Annotated in this window: 21 protein-coding genes and 6 pseudogenes; 13 read left to right on the top strand and 14 right to left on the bottom strand. The window is 30.5% G+C overall.

Annotated elements, in window-relative coordinates; all coding sequences use genetic code 11:
- Nucleotides 1-160 precede the first annotated feature (160 nt).
- Entirely contained in the window at nt 161-613 is a 453-nt protein-coding gene (locus ABLV90_RS15295; RefSeq protein ID WP_426429271.1) for a GNAT family N-acetyltransferase, read from the bottom strand.
- Nucleotides 614-773: 160 nt separating this feature from the next.
- On the opposite strand from ABLV90_RS15295, the gene ABLV90_RS15290 reads away from it, so the two are divergent.
- From ABLV90_RS15290 to ABLV90_RS15270, 5 genes and pseudogenes are all read left to right on the top strand, one after another.
- Entirely contained in the window at nt 774-1,217 is a 444-nt protein-coding gene (locus tag ABLV90_RS15290) for a MarR family winged helix-turn-helix transcriptional regulator (RefSeq protein WP_426429270.1), read from the top strand.
- Between the two features lie 27 nt (nt 1,218-1,244).
- Nucleotides 1,245-1,961, top strand: a pseudogene (locus ABLV90_RS15285) (MFS transporter); the annotation flags it as partial.
- 52 nt (nt 1,962-2,013) lie between these two features.
- Nucleotides 2,014-2,526 carry an MFS transporter gene (locus tag ABLV90_RS15280; RefSeq protein ID WP_460872901.1) on the top strand — a complete coding sequence of 171 codons (513 nt, stop codon included), beginning with the start codon at nt 2,014-2,016 and terminating at the stop codon, nt 2,524-2,526.
- Nucleotides 2,527-2,999: 473 nt separating this feature from the next.
- On the top strand, nt 3,000-3,530 hold the full coding sequence (locus ABLV90_RS15275) for an SDR family NAD(P)-dependent oxidoreductase (RefSeq protein WP_460872900.1): 531 nt from the start codon (nt 3,000-3,002) through the stop codon (nt 3,528-3,530).
- The gene (locus ABLV90_RS15270) at nt 3,508-3,762 is read left to right on the top strand and encodes an SDR family oxidoreductase (protein ID WP_460872899.1); all 255 of its coding nucleotides are present in this window, start codon (nt 3,508-3,510) and stop codon (nt 3,760-3,762) included. Before ABLV90_RS15275 ends, ABLV90_RS15270 begins: the two co-directional genes overlap by 23 nt.
- Before the next feature lie 141 nt (nt 3,763-3,903).
- On the opposite strand, the pseudogene ABLV90_RS15265 reads toward ABLV90_RS15270, so the two are convergent.
- From ABLV90_RS15265 to ABLV90_RS15255, 3 genes and pseudogenes are all read right to left on the bottom strand, one after another.
- A pseudogene (locus ABLV90_RS15265) lies at nt 3,904-5,366 on the bottom strand (APC family permease).
- A 64-nt stretch (nt 5,367-5,430) separates the two neighbouring features.
- A complete protein-coding gene (locus ABLV90_RS15260) occupies nt 5,431-5,970 on the bottom strand; it encodes a PadR family transcriptional regulator (protein WP_426429266.1) in 540 nt (179 codons plus the stop codon).
- Between the two features lie 61 nt (nt 5,971-6,031).
- Nucleotides 6,032-7,210 carry a YhgE/Pip domain-containing protein gene (locus tag ABLV90_RS15255; RefSeq protein WP_460872898.1) on the bottom strand — a complete coding sequence of 393 codons (1,179 nt, stop codon included), beginning with the start codon at nt 7,208-7,210 and terminating at the stop codon, nt 6,032-6,034.
- A 243-nt stretch (nt 7,211-7,453) separates the two neighbouring features.
- Here ABLV90_RS15255 and ABLV90_RS15250 point away from each other — a divergent pair, with 243 nt between their 5' ends.
- The 4 genes from ABLV90_RS15250 to ABLV90_RS15235 all read left to right on the top strand — a co-directional run bounded on the left by ABLV90_RS15250 (nt 7,454) and on the right by ABLV90_RS15235 (nt 9,265).
- Nucleotides 7,454-8,416 (top strand): amidohydrolase family protein, encoded by a 963-nt coding sequence (locus tag ABLV90_RS15250; RefSeq protein ID WP_460872897.1) that lies wholly within the window; start codon nt 7,454-7,456, stop codon nt 8,414-8,416.
- Nucleotides 8,382-8,903 (top strand): amidohydrolase family protein, encoded by a 522-nt coding sequence (locus ABLV90_RS15245; protein WP_460872896.1) that lies wholly within the window; start codon nt 8,382-8,384, stop codon nt 8,901-8,903. The genes ABLV90_RS15250 and ABLV90_RS15245 overlap by 35 nt, the downstream gene beginning before the upstream one ends.
- The gene (locus ABLV90_RS15240) at nt 8,893-9,060 is read left to right on the top strand and encodes a hypothetical protein (RefSeq protein ID WP_460872895.1); all 168 of its coding nucleotides are present in this window, start codon (nt 8,893-8,895) and stop codon (nt 9,058-9,060) included. The genes ABLV90_RS15245 and ABLV90_RS15240 overlap by 11 nt, the downstream gene beginning before the upstream one ends.
- Before the next feature lie 109 nt (nt 9,061-9,169).
- A complete protein-coding gene (locus tag ABLV90_RS15235) occupies nt 9,170-9,265 on the top strand; it encodes a type I toxin-antitoxin system Fst family toxin (RefSeq protein WP_021340007.1) in 96 nt (31 codons plus the stop codon).
- Between the two features lie 171 nt (nt 9,266-9,436).
- On the opposite strand, the gene ABLV90_RS15230 is transcribed toward ABLV90_RS15235, so the two are convergent.
- The 6 genes and pseudogenes from ABLV90_RS15230 to ABLV90_RS15205 all read right to left on the bottom strand — a co-directional run bounded on the left by ABLV90_RS15230 (nt 9,437) and on the right by ABLV90_RS15205 (nt 15,023).
- Nucleotides 9,437-10,537 (bottom strand): glycerol dehydrogenase, encoded by a 1,101-nt coding sequence (locus ABLV90_RS15230; protein WP_167867727.1) that lies wholly within the window; start codon nt 10,535-10,537, stop codon nt 9,437-9,439.
- A gap of 332 nt (nt 10,538-10,869) precedes the next feature.
- Nucleotides 10,870-11,544, bottom strand: a pseudogene (locus tag ABLV90_RS15225) (IS6-like element IS257 family transposase).
- Between the two features lie 587 nt (nt 11,545-12,131).
- A complete protein-coding gene (locus ABLV90_RS15220) occupies nt 12,132-12,389 on the bottom strand; it encodes a hypothetical protein (protein ID WP_411769064.1) in 258 nt (85 codons plus the stop codon).
- Between the two features lie 55 nt (nt 12,390-12,444).
- A pseudogene (locus tag ABLV90_RS15215) lies at nt 12,445-13,788 on the bottom strand (dihydrolipoyl dehydrogenase family protein).
- Nucleotides 13,775-14,255: pseudogene (locus tag ABLV90_RS15210) on the bottom strand (MarR family winged helix-turn-helix transcriptional regulator). Before ABLV90_RS15210 ends, ABLV90_RS15215 begins: the two co-directional pseudogenes overlap by 14 nt.
- Nucleotides 14,256-14,684: 429 nt before the next feature.
- Nucleotides 14,685-15,023, bottom strand: coding sequence for a MerR family transcriptional regulator (locus ABLV90_RS15205; protein ID WP_228161276.1), 339 nt, complete (start codon nt 15,021-15,023; stop codon nt 14,685-14,687).
- Nucleotides 15,024-15,137: 114 nt separating this feature from the next.
- Between ABLV90_RS15205 and ABLV90_RS15200 the strand changes: the two genes are divergently transcribed.
- The 3 genes from ABLV90_RS15200 to hchA all read left to right on the top strand — a co-directional run bounded on the left by ABLV90_RS15200 (nt 15,138) and on the right by hchA (nt 17,218).
- A complete protein-coding gene (locus tag ABLV90_RS15200; RefSeq protein ID WP_460872894.1) occupies nt 15,138-15,611 on the top strand; it encodes an alcohol dehydrogenase catalytic domain-containing protein in 474 nt (157 codons plus the stop codon).
- Entirely contained in the window at nt 15,565-16,116 is a 552-nt protein-coding gene (locus ABLV90_RS15195; protein ID WP_460872893.1) for a zinc-binding dehydrogenase, read from the top strand. Before ABLV90_RS15200 ends, ABLV90_RS15195 begins: the two co-directional genes overlap by 47 nt.
- Before the next feature lie 226 nt (nt 16,117-16,342).
- Nucleotides 16,343-17,218, top strand: a complete 876-nt coding sequence (gene hchA, locus ABLV90_RS15190; protein ID WP_175267727.1) for a glyoxalase III HchA — start codon at nt 16,343-16,345, stop codon at nt 17,216-17,218.
- A gap of 241 nt (nt 17,219-17,459) precedes the next feature.
- On the opposite strand, the gene ABLV90_RS15185 is transcribed toward hchA, so the two are convergent.
- The 4 genes and pseudogenes from ABLV90_RS15185 to ABLV90_RS15170 form a co-directional block, all read right to left on the bottom strand.
- A complete protein-coding gene (locus tag ABLV90_RS15185) occupies nt 17,460-18,008 on the bottom strand; it encodes a recombinase family protein (RefSeq protein ID WP_460872892.1) in 549 nt (182 codons plus the stop codon).
- Nucleotides 18,009-18,236: 228 nt separating this feature from the next.
- Nucleotides 18,237-18,818 carry a hypothetical protein gene (locus tag ABLV90_RS15180; protein ID WP_071562346.1) on the bottom strand — a complete coding sequence of 194 codons (582 nt, stop codon included), beginning with the start codon at nt 18,816-18,818 and terminating at the stop codon, nt 18,237-18,239.
- A 1-nt stretch (nt 18,819) separates the two neighbouring features.
- Nucleotides 18,820-19,593 carry an HNH endonuclease gene (locus ABLV90_RS15175; RefSeq protein ID WP_427708423.1) on the bottom strand — a complete coding sequence of 258 codons (774 nt, stop codon included), beginning with the start codon at nt 19,591-19,593 and terminating at the stop codon, nt 18,820-18,822.
- Between the two features lie 143 nt (nt 19,594-19,736).
- Nucleotides 19,737-20,506: pseudogene (locus ABLV90_RS15170) on the bottom strand (DUF536 domain-containing protein).
- Nucleotides 20,507-20,940: 434 nt separating this feature from the next.
- Here ABLV90_RS15170 and ABLV90_RS15165 point away from each other — a divergent pair.
- Nucleotides 20,941-21,876 carry a replication initiator protein A gene (locus ABLV90_RS15165; protein ID WP_460872891.1) on the top strand — a complete coding sequence of 312 codons (936 nt, stop codon included), beginning with the start codon at nt 20,941-20,943 and terminating at the stop codon, nt 21,874-21,876.
- The last annotated feature ends 156 nt before the right edge of the window (nt 21,877-22,032 follow it).

Genomic DNA, 22,032 nt, shown 5'->3' with positions numbered 1-22,032 from the left:
TAAAAGAAATTGATATAAATATCTATATAAAGTTGAAAAAGTCTTCAGTAATTCAATTTCTCAAATCTTTGGATATAGATTTTGAGGAATTGAATTATGAATCTAATGTTTTTCATTTATCTTATTTATGTGAGTTAGGATAAAAAGTTCTTTACCAATATTAAAATCCTTGGTGTTGTTTATATTTAAATATTAACTCCCCATTTAAATCATCTATAAATGTATAATGAAACCCTAGCTCTTCATATAATGTGCGTGCAATATCATTCTCCTTAACAATACTTAAATAGATTGTGTTTATATCATATTTATTTAAAACTAAATTTATCAACAACTTCATAGCTTCTCGACCAAATCCTTTACGTTGATGTTGTTCATCAATAAGAATTCGATCAATCCATGTCTCTTTATTTTCCCCAAAGCAACCATACATCGCAAATCCAACGACGTAATCATCTTTATAAATCGCTACTGGATACCACTGTGAAGATTTCTTAGCTTCCTTTAAACAATCTGTTATTGTTTCTATAAAATGAACTTGTTTCTGGCCTATTTTTAAATTTTTAACTTCATTTATATTTATTGCGTCAATACTTTCTATATGTATACTCATAATTTCTCCTTAGCTACTCCCTAGAACTTATTATATTTCCTGTTTTTTAGCATATTTTCAATTTATAAATATTGTAAACTTAGTATGACGTTAAATATTTTACCAGGAAGCTATTTACTGGTATATTAACATCATAATAATTTTTGGGAAAGGAGAAATTATGGAAAGCAATAATTTTTTTGAACTTATTCATAATATTGAACTGTTTAACGACGCTACAATGACACTTTTTATGAAAAAATTCGATATGAATGTTAACATTTCACAGATCTTGGCTTTATCTAAATTAAAAGAGAAGGGCCCACAAAAACCTTCGTCTCTTGCACTTTCTCTAGGCTATACTTCTGGAGCGATTACTAAATTAACGAACAAACTTGTAAAGGAAGGTTATATAGTTAGAGAGCAACAAGAAAATGACCGACGTATCATTTTAATTACAATTACTGATCAAGGGTTAGATGTTTTAGAAGAAGCCCAAAAGCAAGGTCAAAATATGAGAAGTGAAGTTTATTCTGTTTTAAATACTGAAGAAGTTGAACAATTATTAAGCATACAAAAGAAATTATTTGAGCGTGTAAAACGTTTGAATACAGAAAGGAGATGAATAATTTGAGTTTTAGAGGTGGGTTAAATGAATAAAGGAAGGTTACATTTTGCGTGGTTAATATTAATAGGGCTCTGTATTTCTGTAGGGTTAGGTAAAGCGGCGTTAAATAATTCAGCAGGTTTATTTTTATCTCCTGTATCCCAAGATTTAAATGTAGGTGTAGGTAGTTTAACGATCTATTTAAGTATTTCTTCGATTGTCACTCTGCTGTTTCTACCATTTGGAGGAAAGCTATTATCTAAATGTAGTGCACGGTTAGTATTGTTTTTTGCTATTGTTTTACAAGCGGGCGCGTTCGCTTTATTTGGTTTAATGAACTCAGTTTGGGGATGGTATCTCTTAGCCATACCACTCGCTATTGGTGGTGTTTTCATTACCGTAATAGGTGGTCCTGTTTTAATTGAAAGATGGTTTAGTAAAGGTAAAGGGATTGCGCTGGGTATTTTATCAGCGATTGGGGGATTACTTGGTGTATTTGCACAACCTATTATAGGTGCTTTAATTAGTCAATTTGGTTGGAGAAATGCCTATTTTATTACAGGTATAGGTGTGCTTATTATTGTTGCGCCTATCATTTTATTATTAATCCGTAATTTTCCTAAGGATAAAAATACAAAAGCTTATGGAGATACAAGTACTGGTGTAGATCCTCATAAACAAACACAAAACATTGAAGGTATTGCATATACTACGGCCCAAAAAACACCAGCTTTTTTCTTATTAGGCCTCTTTTTCTTCATTATTACTGCCATATCAAGCTTTACAATGCACATTCCTACTTACCTTGTTAACCATGGACAAAAAGTTAGTATTGCTTGGCGCAATGATGTCTGCACTTATGGTAGGGGTTTTTGTTGGTTCACTTTTATTTGGTTATCTAACAGACAAAATTGGCGCAAAAAAAGTAGGTTTATTGGCTATGATACTAGGCCTAATCGCCACTATTTTATTGATTGCTATGCCTGATTTTATTGTGATAGTAGCTGTTGCCTTATTCTTATTTGGTATGTTTACTTCATCGATTGGAACAATAGCGCCAGCAATGGCTTCGGCATTATTTGGAAGTAAAGACTATAGTCAAATTTACTCCACTTCATCAATTGGCTTAGCACTTGCATCTATTGTGGCTTTACCGACTTATGGATTTATATATGATATTTCTGGTAGCTATACAACCGGCCTTATTATTATTATTATACTGTTTGTGGTTAATATCATTGCTATTATTTTGGCTTTTAAAAATAAAGAGAAACTTGTTAAAGAAGGCTATTGGAATTCTAAAAAGAAAGATGATTTAAATGGTTAGACTAGATAATAAATTTTCATTACAAACATATGTGAATCGTGCTATACAAACGAATAGATAAACGAAGATATTAGTTAATAATTTCCATTCGTATCGTATAAATAGTTTTTAAGAGATTAGGGAAGATTATTTTAATTTATCATTCAATATGGGATTTTATACGATAGTATACTTATGTCCAAATGGTGATACCTCATTTAAAAAAAACATTATAAATTTTAAGGTCTGGTGTAGCTGTAAAAGGAGGTGAAAACCAAAGTAACTACGTTGTGGCTAAAGAAGATATTCGTTCTGTAACTCGCGTTATAGCAAAGAAATCTCTTTATCAAAATTTGGTAACGTTGAAAAAGGCATTGGGCAGTCTTTGTATTTTTAGGAAGTAACGACTTCCAATATGTTACTGAACAAATAGTTATAGTAGGTAATGATAGTGTTAATTTATACTAAAAAATGTAAAGAAAGGAAGATAAATTATGAAAAAATCAATGCAAAATAAAGTTGGTATTGTAACAGGAGCAGGTAATGGAATTGGGAGAGCGAGTGCTATTGCCTTCTCGGAAGCAGGAGCGAAAGTTATCGTTTCAGATATTTCTGAAGACGCAGGATATGAAACGGTAAAAATCATTCAAGAACAAGGTGGAGAAGCGCACTTTGTTAAGTGTAATGTTGCTAAAGAAGAAGAAGTTAAAAATTTAATTAATGAAACTTTGGAAACATTTGGTAAATTGGATTGGGCGCATAATAACGCAGGAATAGGTGCACCAACAGGCTCAGTGACGGAAATTGACACAGAGCGCTGGCGACGAGTAATAGATGTTACTTTAACAGGTACATTTTTATGCTTAAAACACGAAATACCGGCTATGCTGGAATCTGGTGGAGGCGCAATTGTCAATACAGCATCTACAGGGGGGTTAGTTGGCACACCAGGTTTAACGCCGTATATTTCTGCTAAACATGGCGTTAATGGTTTAACTAAAAGTGCTCGCATTAGAATTTGGTAAACAAAATATACGTATTAACTCAATTTGTCCTGGTATGACGCGTACGGCTTCTGTTGAAAGTTGGAGTCAAGAATCAGCAGAACAAGCGAAAGCTTTTGAATCAGGAATTCCATTAGGACGTATGGGTGTACCAAGTGAACAGGCGAACGCGGCAGTGTGGTTATGTTCTGATCAGTCCTCTTTTATTACAGGTATTAATCTACCAGTTGATGGCGGAGAAACTGCAGAATAAAGTTATTAAACATATAAATTAAAAATGATTAGAAATGAGGGCAATAACTACAAAATTAGTTATTGCCCTCATTATATTATGAAAAATATTTTACAAACCTGTTTTAAAGACATGCATAGTAAACGATGGGTATGCCTTGATTTATTTTTTTCTATTAATCATAGTATTAATTTCTTCTTCACTACGATTTAAAATCATTCGACTTAAATAATCACTATTAATATGTTTTAATTTAGGATACCTTACTACAAAGAATATTAACCCGATAATTGTCCATATACCTAATGCAATATATGAAGGTACAGATAAAGAGGCAGGAGAACCAGGAATTAATAGTAATAATAAAAAAACGAAAGATACAATTGAACCCAAAATAGCAAATGTTTTATAGACGGGGGCGTGTGTATTACTTGATTTTTTATAACTAAATAATTTCATTGCTGATAAGCACGTAACAAAATAAGCTATTGATACGCCTGTAGAGGACATATCTACAATCCAATTTAATGCTGTTCTCCCTAACCAAGGTGCAATCAATGTAATAGATACTAAGAATATAATAGCAATATATGGTGTTTTATATTTAGAATGTAATTTACCAAATATTTCTGGCATAATACCTGAACGCCCCATTGAAAATAATAAGCGACTTGAACTCATTAAAAATCCATTTAGGCCAGTAAATATTCCCATAATAATAGCAATTGCTAATAATGCTAAACCTATATTGCCAAATGCATTTTGAGTTACTGCCCCTGTTAGCCATAAGTCAGCATTTAAATGATCCGAATTTGAACTTAGCCATCCAGTAAATAGTAGCATAATAACATAAGTTAAAGCGACAGCAAGTAAACTATAAACGATTAATTTAAATGTTTTATTTGGAGGAAAATTAAACTCTTCTGCTGTTTGTGGTATATTATCAAATCCTATATATGCCCAGGGAGCCACGGCCACCATCATAATTATAGAATTAAACCAACCTTGAGATTCATTCGTTAATGGTTTCAAATTTTCAAATGAAAAACTATGGTTAAAGAATGAACTAAAAAATAGTAACAAAACAGTTATAACAATGGCTACACAAAAATAGTATTGTAGTGACCCTGAAACACTGGCGCCTTTGATAGTAATAAACATAAAAATGATTAATAATGTAGAAGCAATTAAAATCTCAGTGATATATACATCCCAACCTGCGATTGTATATAACTTACCTATTTTTAAAACGCCTGGTATTAAAAATTTAACTAACAAACTAAAAGCTGTAGCATTTAGTGCAACCACACAAATATAGCCAAAAGTTAAAAACCAGGAAGAGAAGAAGCTTACATATCGTCCAAAACCTAAAAAACTAAAAGCAAACGCCCCCCTGAAACGGGAAAACGCTCAACTAAAGCACCATAGCTAACTGCAATTAATATCATTAGTAGGGCTCCAATTGTGATACCTATCATAGAAGATATAGACCCTGACTTACTTAACCAATCTCCAGGAAGAATAAAAGCTCCCCATCCTATACAAGAGCCATAAGCAATCGCCCACACAAATTTTTCCGAAAGATTGTGTTTTAAGTCTCCCCTGTTTATTTTAATATCCTCCATTAAATATTCACTCCATGTAATTAAATTATACGCTTAAACTTATATTCTATAAATACTTTGAAAATTAGATATCTCTGTTTTTAATTGCTTCTATTATTTTCTCTAAAAAATTAATTTTATGAGTTGTTTTTGTGTTGAAGTAATCCCACATAAAATTTAAAAGTTCCTCATTTTTAGATACTGTTTCATAGTTTTTTAAAAACTCTTTTGATTGATCTAAATTATATTTAAAATCTTGGACTTTACTTTCCAATATATTAACGACTTTTCTATGGTCAATGTACTTAAGATATGCAATACCAACATATATTTCCTCAATTTCATTTGCATTTTCAAATAATTTATACATCATGTTTGGTAAAATTTGCTTACCTTGTTCAGTAATTTTAAACACTTGTTTATCTGGACGGTGTTCTTCTTTTATTGTTTCTACTATTTCAATAAAGCCTTTTTTCGATAATTTCTCAAAGTGATAATAAAGTTTGCTTTCCGTTAAATCACTCATTTTGTCGTAAGGTATTGGTTTAGATAATTCTTTTTTTAGTAAATAAGGATAAGTGTTTTTTTCCATTAATTTACTTAATATAAATATCTGAATAGTCATTTTATAGTCTCCTTCATAATTTGTTGATTAGTTTATCCTAATATAATCAACAATATTTTTATTAGTTCTCCATTTCTGGACTTGAACTTTTATAGTTATCAACGGTCTCTTTGTTTTCTTTTTTAGAAGCAAAAGTTACGATAGCGATATTAATTAACATTGAAACTAAACCAATAGCTATCATTGAGAAAATATAAGGCATCTGTGAGATATTACCAAAAATATTTGCGAAATGTCCTTGAACAGAATAATACATAGGAGAAATGTAACTTATCCAATTGTATAAAGTAGGCATCATGTCACGACTCATTGTTGCACCATTCGATATTGTTTGTATTAATAAAATAGGTATATTTACAATCATGCCTGTTGGCCCAATTAAAAATACTATTATTGCAGTAAAGTTAAAGGAAACCCAATAGTTTAACGTTGATTGAGCAAAAATACTAAAAAAGTTACTAATATCTAAGTCGTTAACTAGATATGTAATTCCTAACGCAATTAAAGACGTCGCCAATCCAATTATTATCGCAGTCAATTGAACATAAACAAATAATTTTATGTTACTAGTTTTGTGGCGATTTTCTTTAAACGCACTAACTAATTGCATAGCACCAATCATTGCTCCTATATAAACAGCTAATGTTAAAAACATAGGCAACATTTTATAATTCATGTTTGGGGACATTTGATTAATATGAGAAATGTCGCCAGAATATGAATTATTAATTTGGTTAATTAATTCATGCACTTGTTTTGCTGGGATTTTCATCTGTTTTAATCCCGCGTTAGCAGTTTGGTTAGAAAATTGATTACTTAATTGAGTATTGATTTCTTTGCCAATTGAATCCATTGATTGACTGATCATTGTGGGAGATGCATCGTTTATTTTAAAATTTAATCCAGGAGTGTCTTTTTTAGAGCTTAAATTTTTTGAAAAGTCTTTAGGGATATGAATTATAAGGTTTAACTTATTATGCATTAGTTTTTTATTTGCTTCTATGTAAGTAATGTTTTTATTAATATTATCAAACGGTAAGCTTTTATTTAACTGCTTTGAAATTTGGTCCCCGTAACTCCCTTTATCATCATTAATAATAGCGATAGGAAGTTTATCAATATTTCCAGGCATAGCTTTATATCCTGGCAAAAAGATAGCTAACATTACTAAGGCATAAAAGACACCCATAAATATTGCTCCTTTAGCACCTTTTGTTTTTATAAACTCTTTGAATTTCAATTATACCTTTTCCTTTCATAAATATACTTTTTTAAAAGTACTTTGATTAAAACACTTAGCAATATTACAGATTAAATTTTTAAAATGCAAAAATAAAACTCAATATATTAAAATAATAATTTTTTTAAACATAACTTTTTAGTATTAGTGTAAATAGTAAACTACAAAATGTTGAAAAACTTTCATTTTAAGAATAAGGTGTTCAATGGGTTTCTAATAGTAAAAAAATAGGAGGGTTTTTAAATGAAAATTTCAAAGATAATTAACGCTAACGTTGTAGACATGATAGATAATATACCTTATCTTGCTACGTTATATTTAAAAGAGGGGTATATTCATCAAATTATAACTCAAGATTCAATTATAAAAGATAGTGAGGCACTTGATTTAGAAGGAAAATGGGTCACACCTGGTTTTATTGATACGCATAGTCATCCCACGGCATATGGTTCGACAAAAACGATGGTAGATTGTTCTGCAAATAAAATATCCAATATAGATGAGTTAATTCAGAATTTTAAATTACAAAAAGACAATTTGTATAAAGAAGGTTGGATTATGGGCTTTGGTTATAATGAAAAAGCCTTAGAAGAGCAAAGACATCCTAATCGCTTTGATTTAGATCGAATTTCAGAAGAAATTGCTATATGCGTTATGCATTATTCGGGTCATATGGCTACTGTTAATACAAAAGCCTTAGAGTACATGGGGGTTAGTTTGAATGATCCAGACCCTGAAGGTGGTTATTATGGGCGAGATCAACATGGAAAAGTTAATGGCGTTTTAATTGAAATACCCGCAACTGCAAAATTACAACGTGTTTTACCTGAGGCTAAGCCAGAAGATACTATATATACAATGAACTTAGCTATAGATGATTATATTAAAAGTGGTATAACCAATACATCTGATTTACTAATCGGGAGTAGAGGTTATATAGATTATGAGGGTGTGCTTAAATTCTTAGAATCTCCTCAAAGAATTCGTACGCGTTGGATGTTAAGTCATGAACTATTAGAACAAAATAAAAATTTTAAAAATGTTCATGCTGACGAAATTGAAGAAAAATTAAATAATATAAGTAATGGTATGGGCCATTTAGGCGGAGTTAAATGTTTTAGTGATGGTTCTATACAATTACAAACTGCATCAATTCGTAGCAAATATTTAGATGGAAGTGCAGCGCACTGGACCATTAATGACTAACAACAAATTAATTGAAACGTTTAAACATTTTCAAAAGTTAGGCTTTAATATTGTGACACATGCTAATGGAGATTTTGCGGCTAAAGCAGTTATTGATGCGTATAAAGCAACAGGATCTTATAAAAGAACGCCTTTACTAAACCGTATTGAACATCTCCAAACAGTCACGCAATGTGATATTAAAGAAATGGTTGAACACAACATTGGTGGTTCTTTCTTTATCAATCATGTATATTATTTTGGAGATTTACATCGTGATGTATTTTTAGGTGAAGAGAAAGCACAAAATTTAGATCCATTAAGATGGGCTGAAGATGCACATATGACATTCACAATTCATACAGATGCACCTGTTACGCCTATTTCTCCTTTAGAATCAATTCAAATTGCAGTTAATAGAATGACAAAAAACGGGAAAGTCTTAGGTGAAAACCAACGTTTAACACGTAGCGAAGCATATAAAAAAATGACTATAGATGCTTGCTAAATTGAACAATACCCACGCTTATGAAGGTTCTATAAAAGAAGGTAATGTAGCTGATTTTGTAATTTTAAATCAAAACCCACTTAATTCTGAAGTAGTATTGAATGATGATTTAATTGAAAAAACTATATGTAACAGTGAGGTCGTATATTCTATTTAACATATTTCAACTTATCGGAAGTGCATATGCTTGCAGATTAACAGATGGTATAATAGGGAAGTCGTCGTTCTACTTCTGTGCTTGGTTTAGCATGGAAGGAGGTGACACCATGTTCAGCATCATATTTGTATCTATAGTAGCTCCTATTATAGTGGGGGTTATAATCACGTTGTTTTCATATTGGTTGAATAATCGTGATAAATAATTAAGCGACGACATAGTAATAACACCAAAAAGAGCCCGATAACTATTCCAGTAGTTATCGGGCTCGGTGTTTACCATGTTCAACACATATTTGTTATCTAAATTATAACATCATAGTGGAGAGAAATGCAAAATAAGAATAAATATATACGTAGTCTAAATAAAGAGCAATTTACTTAGCTTTGCCTTCACTTAATTCATTCACTGCTAGTATAGCTTGCGCTATGTCTTCAGCAGTGAATTCGTCACTTAAATTAGAGAAAGTGTCATTAGGATCTTTTGCTAATTCTCCCACTTTTACTAAATCCTCAAAAGAAACGTCGTGTAAATGCATATTATTTAAATTTGTTGGCATTTCTAAGAATTTATAAAAATCAATATATTTTTTAATTTCTTCATAAGGTCTATTTTCTAAAACCATTTGAACGAGAGTCCCATACGCCACTTTTTCGCCGTGTCCAAGTTTATGGATATCTCCTGATAAAGCTGTAAACCCATTGTGTATTGCATGGGCTGCAGCAAGTCCACCGTTTTCAAAACCAAGTCCTGAGAGTAAAGTGTTTGCTTCGATAATAGACTCCACTTGAGGTGTTACAATACCTTGTGCTGCAGAAAAATAGGCGCTTTTACCGTATTTAAATATTGTTTCTTCTGCTTTTTCAGCAATGGCTAAAGAAGCTAATGTTGGTTTTCCATCCACCATAGTTTTCCCTCTACGGTTTAAAGTTGCTTTAACTTCTACTAAAGTAGCTAAAGCATCGCTCATGCCCGCCGCAAACAATTTGACTGGTGCTTGGACTATAATTTGTGAATCTGCTAATACTACATTTGGGTTTTTATAGTAAAATCTGTAACCCGTAAAAACACCTTCATCTGAATAGATAACTGACAAAGCACTCGTAGGCGCATCTGTAGAAGCAGTTGTTGGGACAATAATAACAGGGGAATTAAGATCATCAGAAATTGCTTTTGCTGTATCTAATGTCTTTCCTCCTCCAACGCCAACAATCACATTTATGTTATTTTCTTTGGCTATTTGGCTAAGTCTTGCTATTTCATTTTCAGAGGCTTCCCCATTAAATTCTTCGTATTTGTAACTAATCTCGTTAGATTCAAAACTCTCATTTATGTCTTTATTTGTTAGTGACCAAACTAAACTATCTGAAATAATCAAGGGTGTATCACCTAATTTATTAACTTCATTGGCTAAACTTTTTATTTCTCCTTTTCCTTGTATATATCTACTTGGCGATTGAAAAACGTATCTTGACATAAAAAAACCTCCTTATTATTTGATATACACTTATTTTATCCCCTGTATTCGTATGTATAAATCATAAATCTTTGTAAATGTGAAAGTTTATACGTAAAACAATTACTTATTCGAATGATTTAACTTCTTTTTTTGAGCAAGACGTATTCAGGGTGTGGGTCATTTTTTATTATTTAAATTGGAAAATAAACTTTTGTTTAAGTCAAAATTTTAATTTTACGTGTTTAACATACTTCTTTTGAGGTTATTTGAGTTTGTAAGTAGGATATTTATGGTTCTGTTGCAAAGTAAAAAAATATAGCTAACCACTAATTTATCATGTCAGTGTTCGCTTAACTTGCTAGCATGATGCTAATTTCGTGGCATGGCGAAAATCCGTAGATCTGAAGAGACCTGCGGTTCTTTTTATATAGAGCGTAAATACATTCAATACCTTTTAAAGTATTCTTTGCTGTATTGATACTTTGATACCTTGTCTTTCTTACTTTAATATGACGGTGATCTTGCTCAATGAGGTTATTCAGATATTTCGATGTACAATGACAGTCAGGTTTAAGTTTAAAAGCTTTAATTACTTTAGCCATTGCTACCTTCGTTGAAGGTGCCTGATCTGTAATTACCTTTTGAGGTTTACCAAATTGTTTAATGAGACGTTTGATAAACGCATATGCTGAATGATTATCTCGTTGCTTACGCAATCAAATATCTAATGTATGTCCCTCTGCATCAATGGCACGATATAAATAGCTCCATTTTCCTTTTATTTTGATGTACGTCTCATCAATACGCCATTTGTAATAAGCTTTTTTATGCTTTTTCTTCCAAATTTGATACAAAATTGGGGCATATTCTTGAACCCAACGGTAGACCGTTGAATGATGAACGTTTACACCACGTTCCCTTAATATTTCAGATATATCACGATAACTCAATGCATATCTTAGATAGTAGCCAACGGCTACAGTGATAACATCCTTGTTAAATTGTTTATATCTGAAATAGTTCATACAGAAGACTCCTTTTTGTTAAAATTATACTATAAATTCAACTTTGCAACAGAACCCTACGCAAGCGTAATGACGAATAGGCGACTAGTCACACCAAAAAACCCCCTTACTACGGCCATAGTAAGGGGGTTTGGTGCATACATGCCTGATAATCTTTGTTGATTGCATTATAACACTATAATTGGTAGGAATGCAAAGTAGTTTTATCTGTTTAGGTTATGTGAATCCAATATATTTAAAAATAGGAGTGATTATGATCAATAAAGTTAATTTACATCACAGGATTAAAATCTTTTAAAACAAATTAATGGAGTAAATCAATAATAGAATCAGATAATGAAATTTCTATTATTTTATTGATTGTAATAGCTTCAGTACATTTTTATCAACTTTAGCTTTGTATTGTGCTTTTTTCGTTCTATTCAGTAGGATTGTGGATATGTTTACTAGTAACATAATTAGATATTAAACACTATATTATTGTGTCATTTCAATTAATAATGCTTAGTTATAATAAATTCTGAAATACAGTTTCTACTTTTTTAGGACTGTCTTTGGGAGCAAGTTTTTTTACTACATTACCATCTTTAGCAATAATAAATTTTGTGAAATTCCATTTGATTTTCTTTCCATATTTCAGCTATTTGGTCATCAGTACCAGGTTTTTGTTTAGAAAATTGATTACAAGGAAATCCAAGTATAATTAGCCCTTGCTCTTTATATTTTTGGTAATATTCTTCTAATTCTTCAAATTGACCACTTAAGCCACATTTTGTGGCAGTATTAACTAATATAATAACTTTACCTTTGTAGTCATTTAAATAATACTTAATACCTACTACCATCTTTGTTAACAACTTGTATATCATAAATATTACTAGTTATTTTATAGCACTCCTTTTATAACATTGCTAATTTTAATTGATCTATAACGCCACTTGATGATCCAGGAAAAGCAAAAATCATTTTATTTAAATCTTGAGCCGTTAATTTTTGGTTTACAATGAAAGTTAATAAATTAACTAAATCTGGTGCATCATCAGCATATATAGCGAGCTCCCACTAATTGTTTATCATTATTTAATACAATTGTCATTTCAGCTTCAGTTTCATTTTTGTATTCAAACACCATTTGTTTACCAAAAGGAATATCTATCACTTTATAGTCCTCACTAGTATTAGCTTCATCTACAGAAACTCCAATATTAGACAATCTTGGTAGTGTATATAAAACTGAAGGTATTGCGGGATAGGTAATAGGATTTTTATTCATACCCAAAATATGCGCAGCAATATAGTTAGATTCAAATGTTGCAGTAGGTGTTAATTTAGGAATTACTTTATCTAACACATCACCACTAGCATAAATATTAGGGATATTTGTACGTAAATATTCATCTACCTGTATACCTCGAGTAGTGAAATTAACGCCGACTTCTTCAAGTCCAATACCGTTGACATTTGGTCTACGTCCAGTAGCATCTAACACATAGTTAGTAGTAATCTCTAATCCTGATTCTGTTGATACAGTATAATTGTCACCTTGCTCTTTAATTACAGTAGTATTTTCATTCATATGGAATTGAACTCCTTCTGTTGCCAATTTATCCATTAATTTAGCAATATGTGCTGAATAAAAACCTTTGAGCGGTTCATCGTCAACATGAATCATATGAGTTTCTACACCAGATTTAATTGTTATGCTAGCAAATTCAATACTAATAATACCTACACCTATAAATGTGATACTATTTGGCATTTGCTCTAAGGATAAGAAGTCTCTACTATCGTGTGTATATTCAGACCCTTCAATATCTAACTTATTGCTGTGTTGACCTGTTGCAATAACTATGTTTTCACCGTAATATTGTTCACCATCTACTACGAGGTGATGCTCATCTACTAATTTTCCTGCTCCTTCAATAATATCAATACCTTGTTGTTCAAATAAACCTTTCAAAGTATTTGCCATAGGGTCAATGATTTTATGTTTATAAGACATAAGGTTTTCCCAATTCACTGATAATGCTTCAGTATTAATTATGTTGGGATAGTGTGAAGCTTGCTCTAGTACTTCATAAGGGTTTTCCAATAAAATTTTGGCATTGCACCCATAGTTTGTACAAGTACCGCTATACGATCTTTTTCGACAATAGCAACCGATTTCCCCGCTTTGTTTAAAGTCAGCGCACTATGCCAAGTCGCGTGTCCACTACCTAAAAATACAACATCATATTGTTTCATTTGAATCATCCTTTGTAATAATTTTCAACGTTTCTTCTAAATTATCCATAATACTTTTGGCTTTCATATATTCATCTACATCAAATTGTGAAGAAATGCATTTAGCAATAGTTTCATGTACTGCTTCTTGCTCATTTAGACCTTTTATCGTTAAAGTTATGATAAGGTTACGTTTATCGCTTTCATCTCTATTTCTTTGAACCCAACCAGACTTTCTCAAGTCTTTTTAGTAATGGGCTTAGGGTATTACTTGCTAGATTCAACTTTTTACCAATGGATAATAAAGTTTGAGGGTTCTCTTCCCATAATGTTAATAGCACTAGATATTGAGAAAAAGTTAAACCGAATTGACTTAATTGCTTTTCATAAAATTTGCTGAATAATTTGTTAACATTATAAGCAGAAAAGCATAGCTGGTGTGCCAATTTCATTTCATCATCAATCAATTTAATCACTCCTATTCTCATTAAAGAATAATCGATCGCAAACGATTAATCAATTGAACAAACTTATAATGAACCACATACGTTTGTTTAATTGATTACTAACTTTTAAAATTTTTCATCAATTGTGCAAATTGATTTCGATTTTAATAAATAGCCCCTGTTTTCTATATTAATAATTATTTTATGTAATCCTTCCTTTATATAAAGGAAGGATTTTTTAATATTAAAATTGTCTAATTTATCAGGTAATATAATTCTCATAGAGCAATTAAAATGACATAATTAATTGAGAAATTGTATTTTATGTATTTTTAAGGTACACCCTAATCATACAAAGTAAGTTGTTTGTCACTTTACTTTGTATACGGGAATTACTTTACTTAATAAATGATAAGAGCACTGTTCTCAAGAAAGCTCTACTCATAGAGTTTTCTTGACACTTCAAATTTTTTAAAGATTATCTATTTTGTTATCTATATTTTGAATATAATTTTTATATTCTGTTATTTTGCTCTCTAAAGCTTTTTTATGTTCTTGTAATATTTGTTTTAAAGAGTAATCATTTATGACACTGTCTTCTATATGTTTCTTTATTGCCTTAATACTTACTCCAAGACCTCTCATACATACTATTAAATTAATTAATTCAAAATCTTTCTCGCTATATACTCTATTGTTAGTTTCATCTCTTTCTATTCCCTCAATTAATTTAATTTTTTCATAATAACGCAGTTTACTTTTACTAATGTTTAGCTTTTTTGACAAATCATCTATAGTTAATTTATCCATTCGAGACCTTTTCCTTTCCTTAAAGTATGGTTTAAGTATTATATTAAAGTTATAAAAGAAATTACACTTTTTTGAATCAAATGGTTGTAATTCAAATGATAAAGGAGGACTAAAATGAAAGCTGTTGTTTTAAATAAACCAGGTGGTGTGGAAGAATTAAACTTAAAGAATGTTGAAAAACCTATACCACAAGATAACGAGGTACTTGTGAAAGTAAAAGCAGTTGCAGTTAATAGAACTGATATAGTAAGCAGAGAAGGGACTATGGAAGACTTAACTGGAAAAATTTTAGGCGTTGAAGTTTCAGGAATAGTTGAAGATATAGGTGGAAATGTGGACGTCCCTATAGGAAAAAAAGTGATGGGTTTAGTAAACCGGGGAGGTTACGGTGAGTATGTCATTATGCATAAGTCTTTTGTTATGGATATGCCAGATAACCTGACTTTTGAAGAAGCAGCTGCAATTCCAGAAGTTTTTTTAACAGCTTATCAAACATTATTTTGGCTTGCTGGTGTTAAAGGTAATGAGAAACTGCTCATACATGCTCGGTGCGAGTGGCGTAGGAACAGCTGCTATTCAACTTATTAAGAACCTAAGAACAAATGTAGAAGTCTTTGTTACAGCTGGTTCTGATGAAAAGTTAAAATTAACTCAATCTTTAGGTGCTAACCATTTAATTAATTATAAAAAACAAAACTTCCAAGATGAAATCAGTAATCTAACGCAAAATGAAGGTGTTAATGTAATTTTAGATTTTATAGGAGCACCTTATTGGCAACAAAACATTAATAGTTTATCTGTAGATGGTAGACTCGTTTTAATTGGAATATTGGGTGGAACAATTATTAAAGAATTTGATTTACAAACATTACTTCAAAAGAGAATTCAAGTTACAGGTACGCTTCTAACACCAAGAAGCAATGAATACAAATCAAGATTAAAAGATGATTTCTTAAACGACTCCAAAATATTATTCGAACAAAAAAAGATAAAACCTATTGTTGATAGTGTATTTACTATAGAAAATATAAAAGAAGCACACACTTATATGGAAGAAAATAAAAATAGCGGAAAAATAATATTAACCTTTTAAACATGTAGTACCAAAATGAGTCTTACTCAATAGATGATAATAATTGATAAATATTTAACTAACAAAATATTAAAAAGAGAGTTAAATATACTTTTAATATTCTTTCGTATTTAATCTCTTTATTTAAGTTGTTTTCCCTTCCCTTAAAGCATAGTTTAAATATTAAAATAAAAATATCAAAGGAATTAAAAATTTTTGATTAATAAAAAAGAAAGAAGGAATTAAAATGGCACAAGATGTAAATGAACTAAGTAAAAATCCTACCCCAGATCAAGCAGAAGAAAATGCTTTTTTCCCTTCGCCTTATTCACTTAGTCAATATACGGCACCTAAAACAAATTTTGACGGCGTAAAACATAAAAACGCTTATACTGAAGGTAAATGGAAAGTATTAATGATTGCAGCTGAAGAACGTTATGTATTACTAGAAAATGGTAAAATGTTCTCTACAGGAAACCATCCAGTAGAAATGCTATTACCATTACATCATTTAATGGAAGCTGGTTTTGATGTTGATATAGCGACAATTTCAGGCTATCCAGTGAAATTAGAGTTGTGGGCTATGCCTAACGAAGACGAAGCCGTATTACAAACTTATGAAAAATTAAAAGCTAAACTCAAACAGCCTAAAGTTTTGTCTGATGTTATAAAAAATGATTTAGGTTCTAATTCAGATTATTTATCTGTTTTTATACCAGGCGGTCACGGAGCTGTAGTAGGTATTTCAGAAAGTAAAGATGTTCAAAAAACGTTGGATTGGGCTTTAGAATACGATAAATTTATTATTACTCTATGTCATGGACCAGCAGCTTTATTATCTGCTTCTATGGGTAGAAAAGAGTCTCCATTTAAAGGTTATTCAGTGTGTGTATTTCCTGATGCTTTAGATGAAGGTGCAAACTTAGATATTGGCTATTTACCGGGTAAATTAAAATGGCTTGTGGCTGACCTTTTAAGTAAGCAAGGTCTTAAAGTTGTAAATAAGGAAATGACAGGAAAAACCCATCAAGACCGTAATTTATTAACTGGTGATAGTCCTTTAGCATCTAATGAATTAGGATTACTTGCTGCAGATGCCTTGGTAAATGCTGTTAATAAATAATAAAGATGCCTGTTTTAATCTCACAATACCGGAAGTAAAATGAAAAACTTCTTTGTAGGTAGATGTTTTTATATGAAAGAGAGTCCAGAAAATAACTGTTTTCTGTACACTCTTTCTTCATAATCCAAAATCTATGAATATCAGTATATAATATGTTCAAAAACTCAACATAAAATCAATGTTCATAAAATGATTTAGATACACCTATAAGAGCCTTAAGTAATATATTTTTTCATAGAGTTTAATCTTTAAGCATCCTATATACTGTAGAACGACTTACACCTGTTTGTTTAGCAATCTCTTCGCCTGTAAGTTTTTGTTCATCGTATAGAAATTTAATTTCTCTTTTCTTATGGTCAGGCAATGAAGGTCTGCCGCCTTTTCGCCCTCTTGCTCGTCTTGCTTCTAATCCTTTTTTTGTTCGTTCACTTAATAAGTTAGCTTCAAGTTCAGCGAATGCACTCATCATGGTAAAGAACATCTTGCCCATCGCATCTTTAGTCGATACGTTCATATCTATAATATGTAAATCAATGCTATTATCATCCAACCATTGCGATAGCTCAATTAACTGTTTTGTTGTACGTCCAAGACGATCTAGTTTATAGATAACTAGGATATCTCCTTCGCGTAAATAATCTAAACACTTATCAAGTTCTGTTCTTTTCGTTTTGCGACCGCTCGCTTTCTCGCTAAAGATACGTTCACAACCATATTCCTCAAGTGTATCAATCTGTCCATCAAGACTTTGATCTTGTGTTGATACACGTGCATAACCAATTTTAGCCATTTCAATACCACCTCTTTTAATCGTTTTATGGGCACTTATTAACGAAATCTAATTCTCGATGCAAATAAACGCGTCTCTCATCGTCTAAAAACTCATGATTTTTGATATTTATGATACATTGATTATAACACAAGTTTATAGACTTAAATATCCAAGAAAAACCTCTTAATATTAAGTTAAGAGGTTTTGTGTCAAAAACGAACGTTTAAAGTCGTTTCGTTAATCATATTATCTTTTTTCGTATAATTCTTTTTTATATAACTTATACATATCAGTGATATTTATCTTATTATCTATTTCTAATAATATTTTTTGGACATATTCTTTTGGTAAATACGCCTTTTCTTTACAGTTTTTTTGCCACTCTAATCCAGGATCGATTTCATTTATATACCATTCCTCAACATTAGGTAATATAAAAGCAAAATACCCTGCTAATCCATGAATTCCATTAGATTCTTTCGCGATTAGAGTGTGTAATATCAAATGTTCAAATAAATCGCTGTAAACTAGATTTTCTTTCTTCTGATAATCGAAAGTGTATTTATAATGACTAATAAAATTAGCATTTGAAAGATTATCGTATTTATTTTCAAATACATGATGGCAATATAATCCTTCCTTTGTCTTTGAAAATTTACCTTTACTAATAGACTTTATTTCTCCATTTAAGAATTTATTATAAGATTTCTCTTTATAATAGTTATCTGTAACTTCTCCATACTGTTTATTAAGTAATATAATAACTTCATCATAAGACATATTAAGTAAGTTTATATAGTGTTGGTATTTATCTTCATAATTCATCATTTTACTCCTTATCCTTGTTAACTATTACGCGCAATTCCTCAATAGATAAGGGCTTTTTAGGATTTCTATGAATCATTTTATGACAGTTTGAGCAAAGTGGAATTAAATCAGATTCCGGGTTTTTACTAACTTCTTGTTTTATAGAAAACATAGGTTTTATATGATGTATTACAGTAAACCCCGCACCCAACTCTCCATATTTAGATTTAAAATTGAAACCACAAACTTTACAAGTAGTACCATGTATTTCTATGGCTTTTTTTCTTAGTGCTTGGTTTCTCTCATATTTCGTTCCATACTGAATGTAAGGTTTTCCTTCAATATACTCAATATTTTCTAGTTCTGGATTTGATTTAGTTTTTTTATTTTTTGAAATATCTTGTACATATTTTTCTAAATTGTCTTTTAAAGAAAAGGGACCTTGTATATTCCCCTTTAATCCATTTTCTTGTAAAAAGCTAAAGTCCAGTTTTTCATCGTTAAGTTCATTTAATAATTCTAATTCCATATAATTACCGTAATTTGTATAGTTTTCCCCTTTGATCACAAATTCACTGTCATCTATAATTGCTTTCGGTTTATTCACTTCTTTTATTAAGCACTGGTATTTTATGCTTTTTACAGGGGAAGAAATGTAGATATATACAATATCCCCAGTTTTAGCTTTACTTAAATTTTTACTTTGTTTCCAATCTATAACGTTAAATTTATTAAAGGCACCTACAACATCATAATATTGAACATTACAAGGTATAACCCATTGTGTATTTGTCATTTTCATATTCCCTCCCCATTTAAGAAATAATGTTAATCAAATTAACTCCTTATATAGTTTACATAATAGGTCGTTATCAGAAGTTCTCACTATATAAAAAAGGCACTAAAAGGTTATAACCTTTTAGTGCCTAATTAATTATATTAGCTACCAAACAATCGACTCCAAAACCCCTTTTTAGGTGGTTTCTCTTCCCTATCATCAGGCTCACTCTTTATTTCTTCAGATGGCTTATCACCTTTGGGTAATTCATCTTCTTTTATACTTTCACCCTTTTTCTCTTCAGGTATATATTTATGTTCGATTTCTGTTTCTGATGGCTGATTTTCTTCTTGTTGTTGATTCATATTTTGATCTTCCTCAGTAAATGTTGCTTCTTGCATATTAACATTTTGTCTATCATTAGTCGTCTGTATCAAAAGAATAATTAAGCTGTCTTTCTTCTTCTAATTGATTTTCTAACTTTTGAATTTTTTTATTACTCTCTAAAGCTAATATTTGTTGATTCTCCAACAGTTTGTTCAATGTATTAACATTGCTATTTTGTTGATCTAATTGTTTAGTTAGATTTCCAATATATTTCTCATCATTTTTAGCTCTAGTTTCAAAGATTTCTATTTGTTTTTCTAATTCATTTACTTTTGTTTTTAATGTATCAGAACTATTGAAATTACTATATGTTGTCTTTTCAACTTCTGGATTTTTTTTATTAGAAACTTCTTTTTTAACCGTTTCCCTATTTTCTATTGTACTTTCTTTTTTGGTTATTTTTTCTATAATTCTCAAATAATCATCATCATTAATATAATTAACGCCATTTTTTTTCAAAAGAAATGTTTAAATTCTTAGCATTATTAACAATAGTTTGTTTAGTTACATCTAATTCATCAACAACCATTTTAATAGTTTTCATAACACCCATCCTTAGGTACCTAATTTAGTACCTAAATTTTACCACCTAATAAATATTTTTTCATCTTTTACCACCTAACTTTAGTACCTAAATGCCTAATTAGCCGCCTATTCCATGTTTTAGATACCTAACTAGCCACTAAATAAATGGATTGTATTATTTTGAAGATGCAGAATGGTTCTAACTATTCTTAAAACGCTTTATATACATGCTTAAAAGTGTTAATATTATTTTATGAATATTAAAAGAGCCAATGCTATTGGCGTAGCATCGGCTCTCGGTAATAAAACGATTCGCATTCGTTTGTTTATATATTTTTTTGATACTTGTATTATATATATCTAATCATCTAAGTGCAAGCACAAAACATGTAACTTACGTAAAAATTGTTTTATTACCTCAATCCCAAAACAAATGGAAATGAGGTTTTTATTATGCCAAATTTTGAAAAATATAATTTATCACAAGTGAAAACTGAAAGATTTTATCAGTTACCTAAATATTTGTTTGAAGATACCTATTTTAAAAAAATGTCAGCAGAAGCTAAAATTATGTATGCATTATTAAAAGATCGTTTTGAGTTATCTATACAGAACGAATGGGTAGATAAAAATAATAACATTTACTTTATTTTCAGTAATAAACATTTATGCGAATACTTAGGTTATGTTGAACAAAAAATCATAAAATTAAAAAAAGAATTAGTAAAGTTTAATTTGCTTACTCAAGAGCGTGTAGGACTTAATAAACCCAATAGATTATATTTGTTGAAACCAAATTATGATGCTGAAATCAGTCATAGCAAGGAACTTCCAAATTCACAGTTCCAGAGCAATGAATTTGGAAGTTCTGGAACTGTGAATTTAAGTGCTCAAGAACTTCCAAATTCACAGTCTAATGATACTGACTTAAATAATACTGATTATATAGAGACTGAGAATAATGATCCGAATGACTTGAATGATACATATACCAATCCAATAAATGATAATCATTCGGATCATACAAATCATCAACAAACAGAATTTAATAATGATGCGCTTAAATTCCAAGTACTTGAAGAATTGCCACAACAACTTCAAGATTATTTAAGTAAGTTTGAAATCAGGGAGATTCGTATTATTAAAAGTGTGTTACTCAAAGGGAAGACATCATTTAATAATGCACATAATACGTATTACCGTTTGGAAGAAGTTGAGTTTGAGCTTGTTAGTGTTTTAAAACGTTTTAAAGCAATGTTGTTACAAAAGAATGAAACCGTTGAAGCTATGCAAGGTTATTTAATGCAATCAATCAAAGCTGAGCTCGAAGAAGCACATGCACTAAATATGCGTCGTCAAAATATGCCTAAACATAATATCTTTAATTAATGTATAAGGAAAACCATATATTTAAATTAAACGTTAGCTTTTAAGCTAGCGTTTTTATGTTTTCTAACTCTTTAGAAACTATATAGTTCACTAATTTCACTGTATAAAAATAATTTTGCATTTAATTGAAGTCTGCCTTAAAAATCAACGCTACTT

Source organism: Staphylococcus sp. 2S1 (assembly GCF_046721335.1).
Taxonomy (GTDB): domain Bacteria; phylum Bacillota; class Bacilli; order Staphylococcales; family Staphylococcaceae; genus Staphylococcus; species Staphylococcus equorum_A.
Note: the sequence above shows the minus strand (reverse complement) of the source record. Positions and strands in the feature narration are given on the sequence as shown.

Coding starts and splice junctions, on each gene's coding strand:
- ABLV90_RS15245 (WP_460872896.1), top strand. CDS start 8,382: ATGGAAGTGCAGCGCACTGGACCATTAATGACTAACAACAAATTAATT.
- ABLV90_RS15165 (WP_460872891.1), top strand. CDS start 20,941: ATGCCAAATTTTGAAAAATATAATTTATCACAAGTGAAAACTGAAAGA.
- ABLV90_RS15180 (WP_071562346.1), bottom strand. CDS start 18,818: ATGATGAATTATGAAGATAAATACCAACACTATATAAACTTACTTAAT.
- ABLV90_RS15235 (WP_021340007.1), top strand. CDS start 9,170: ATGTTCAGCATCATATTTGTATCTATAGTAGCTCCTATTATAGTGGGG.
- ABLV90_RS15250 (WP_460872897.1), top strand. CDS start 7,454: ATGAAAATTTCAAAGATAATTAACGCTAACGTTGTAGACATGATAGAT.
- ABLV90_RS15200 (WP_460872894.1), top strand. CDS start 15,138: ATGAAAGCTGTTGTTTTAAATAAACCAGGTGGTGTGGAAGAATTAAAC.
- ABLV90_RS15290 (WP_426429270.1), top strand. CDS start 774: ATGGAAAGCAATAATTTTTTTGAACTTATTCATAATATTGAACTGTTT.
- ABLV90_RS15260 (WP_426429266.1), bottom strand. CDS start 5,970: ATGACTATTCAGATATTTATATTAAGTAAATTAATGGAAAAAAACACT.
- ABLV90_RS15230 (WP_167867727.1), bottom strand. CDS start 10,537: ATGTCAAGATACGTTTTTCAATCGCCAAGTAGATATATACAAGGAAAA.
- ABLV90_RS15195 (WP_460872893.1), top strand. CDS start 15,565: ATGCTCGGTGCGAGTGGCGTAGGAACAGCTGCTATTCAACTTATTAAG.
- ABLV90_RS15175 (WP_427708423.1), bottom strand. CDS start 19,593: ATGACAAATACACAATGGGTTATACCTTGTAATGTTCAATATTATGAT.
- hchA (WP_175267727.1), top strand. CDS start 16,343: ATGGCACAAGATGTAAATGAACTAAGTAAAAATCCTACCCCAGATCAA.
- ABLV90_RS15240 (WP_460872895.1), top strand. CDS start 8,893: ATGCTTGCTAAATTGAACAATACCCACGCTTATGAAGGTTCTATAAAA.
- ABLV90_RS15220 (WP_411769064.1), bottom strand. CDS start 12,389: ATGGTAGTAGGTATTAAGTATTATTTAAATGACTACAAAGGTAAAGTT.
- ABLV90_RS15185 (WP_460872892.1), bottom strand. CDS start 18,008: ATGGCTAAAATTGGTTATGCACGTGTATCAACACAAGATCAAAGTCTT.
- ABLV90_RS15275 (WP_460872900.1), top strand. CDS start 3,000: ATGAAAAAATCAATGCAAAATAAAGTTGGTATTGTAACAGGAGCAGGT.
- ABLV90_RS15295 (WP_426429271.1), bottom strand. CDS start 613: ATGAGTATACATATAGAAAGTATTGACGCAATAAATATAAATGAAGTT.
- ABLV90_RS15280 (WP_460872901.1), top strand. CDS start 2,014: ATGGACAAAAAGTTAGTATTGCTTGGCGCAATGATGTCTGCACTTATG.
- ABLV90_RS15205 (WP_228161276.1), bottom strand. CDS start 15,023: ATGGATAAATTAACTATAGATGATTTGTCAAAAAAGCTAAACATTAGT.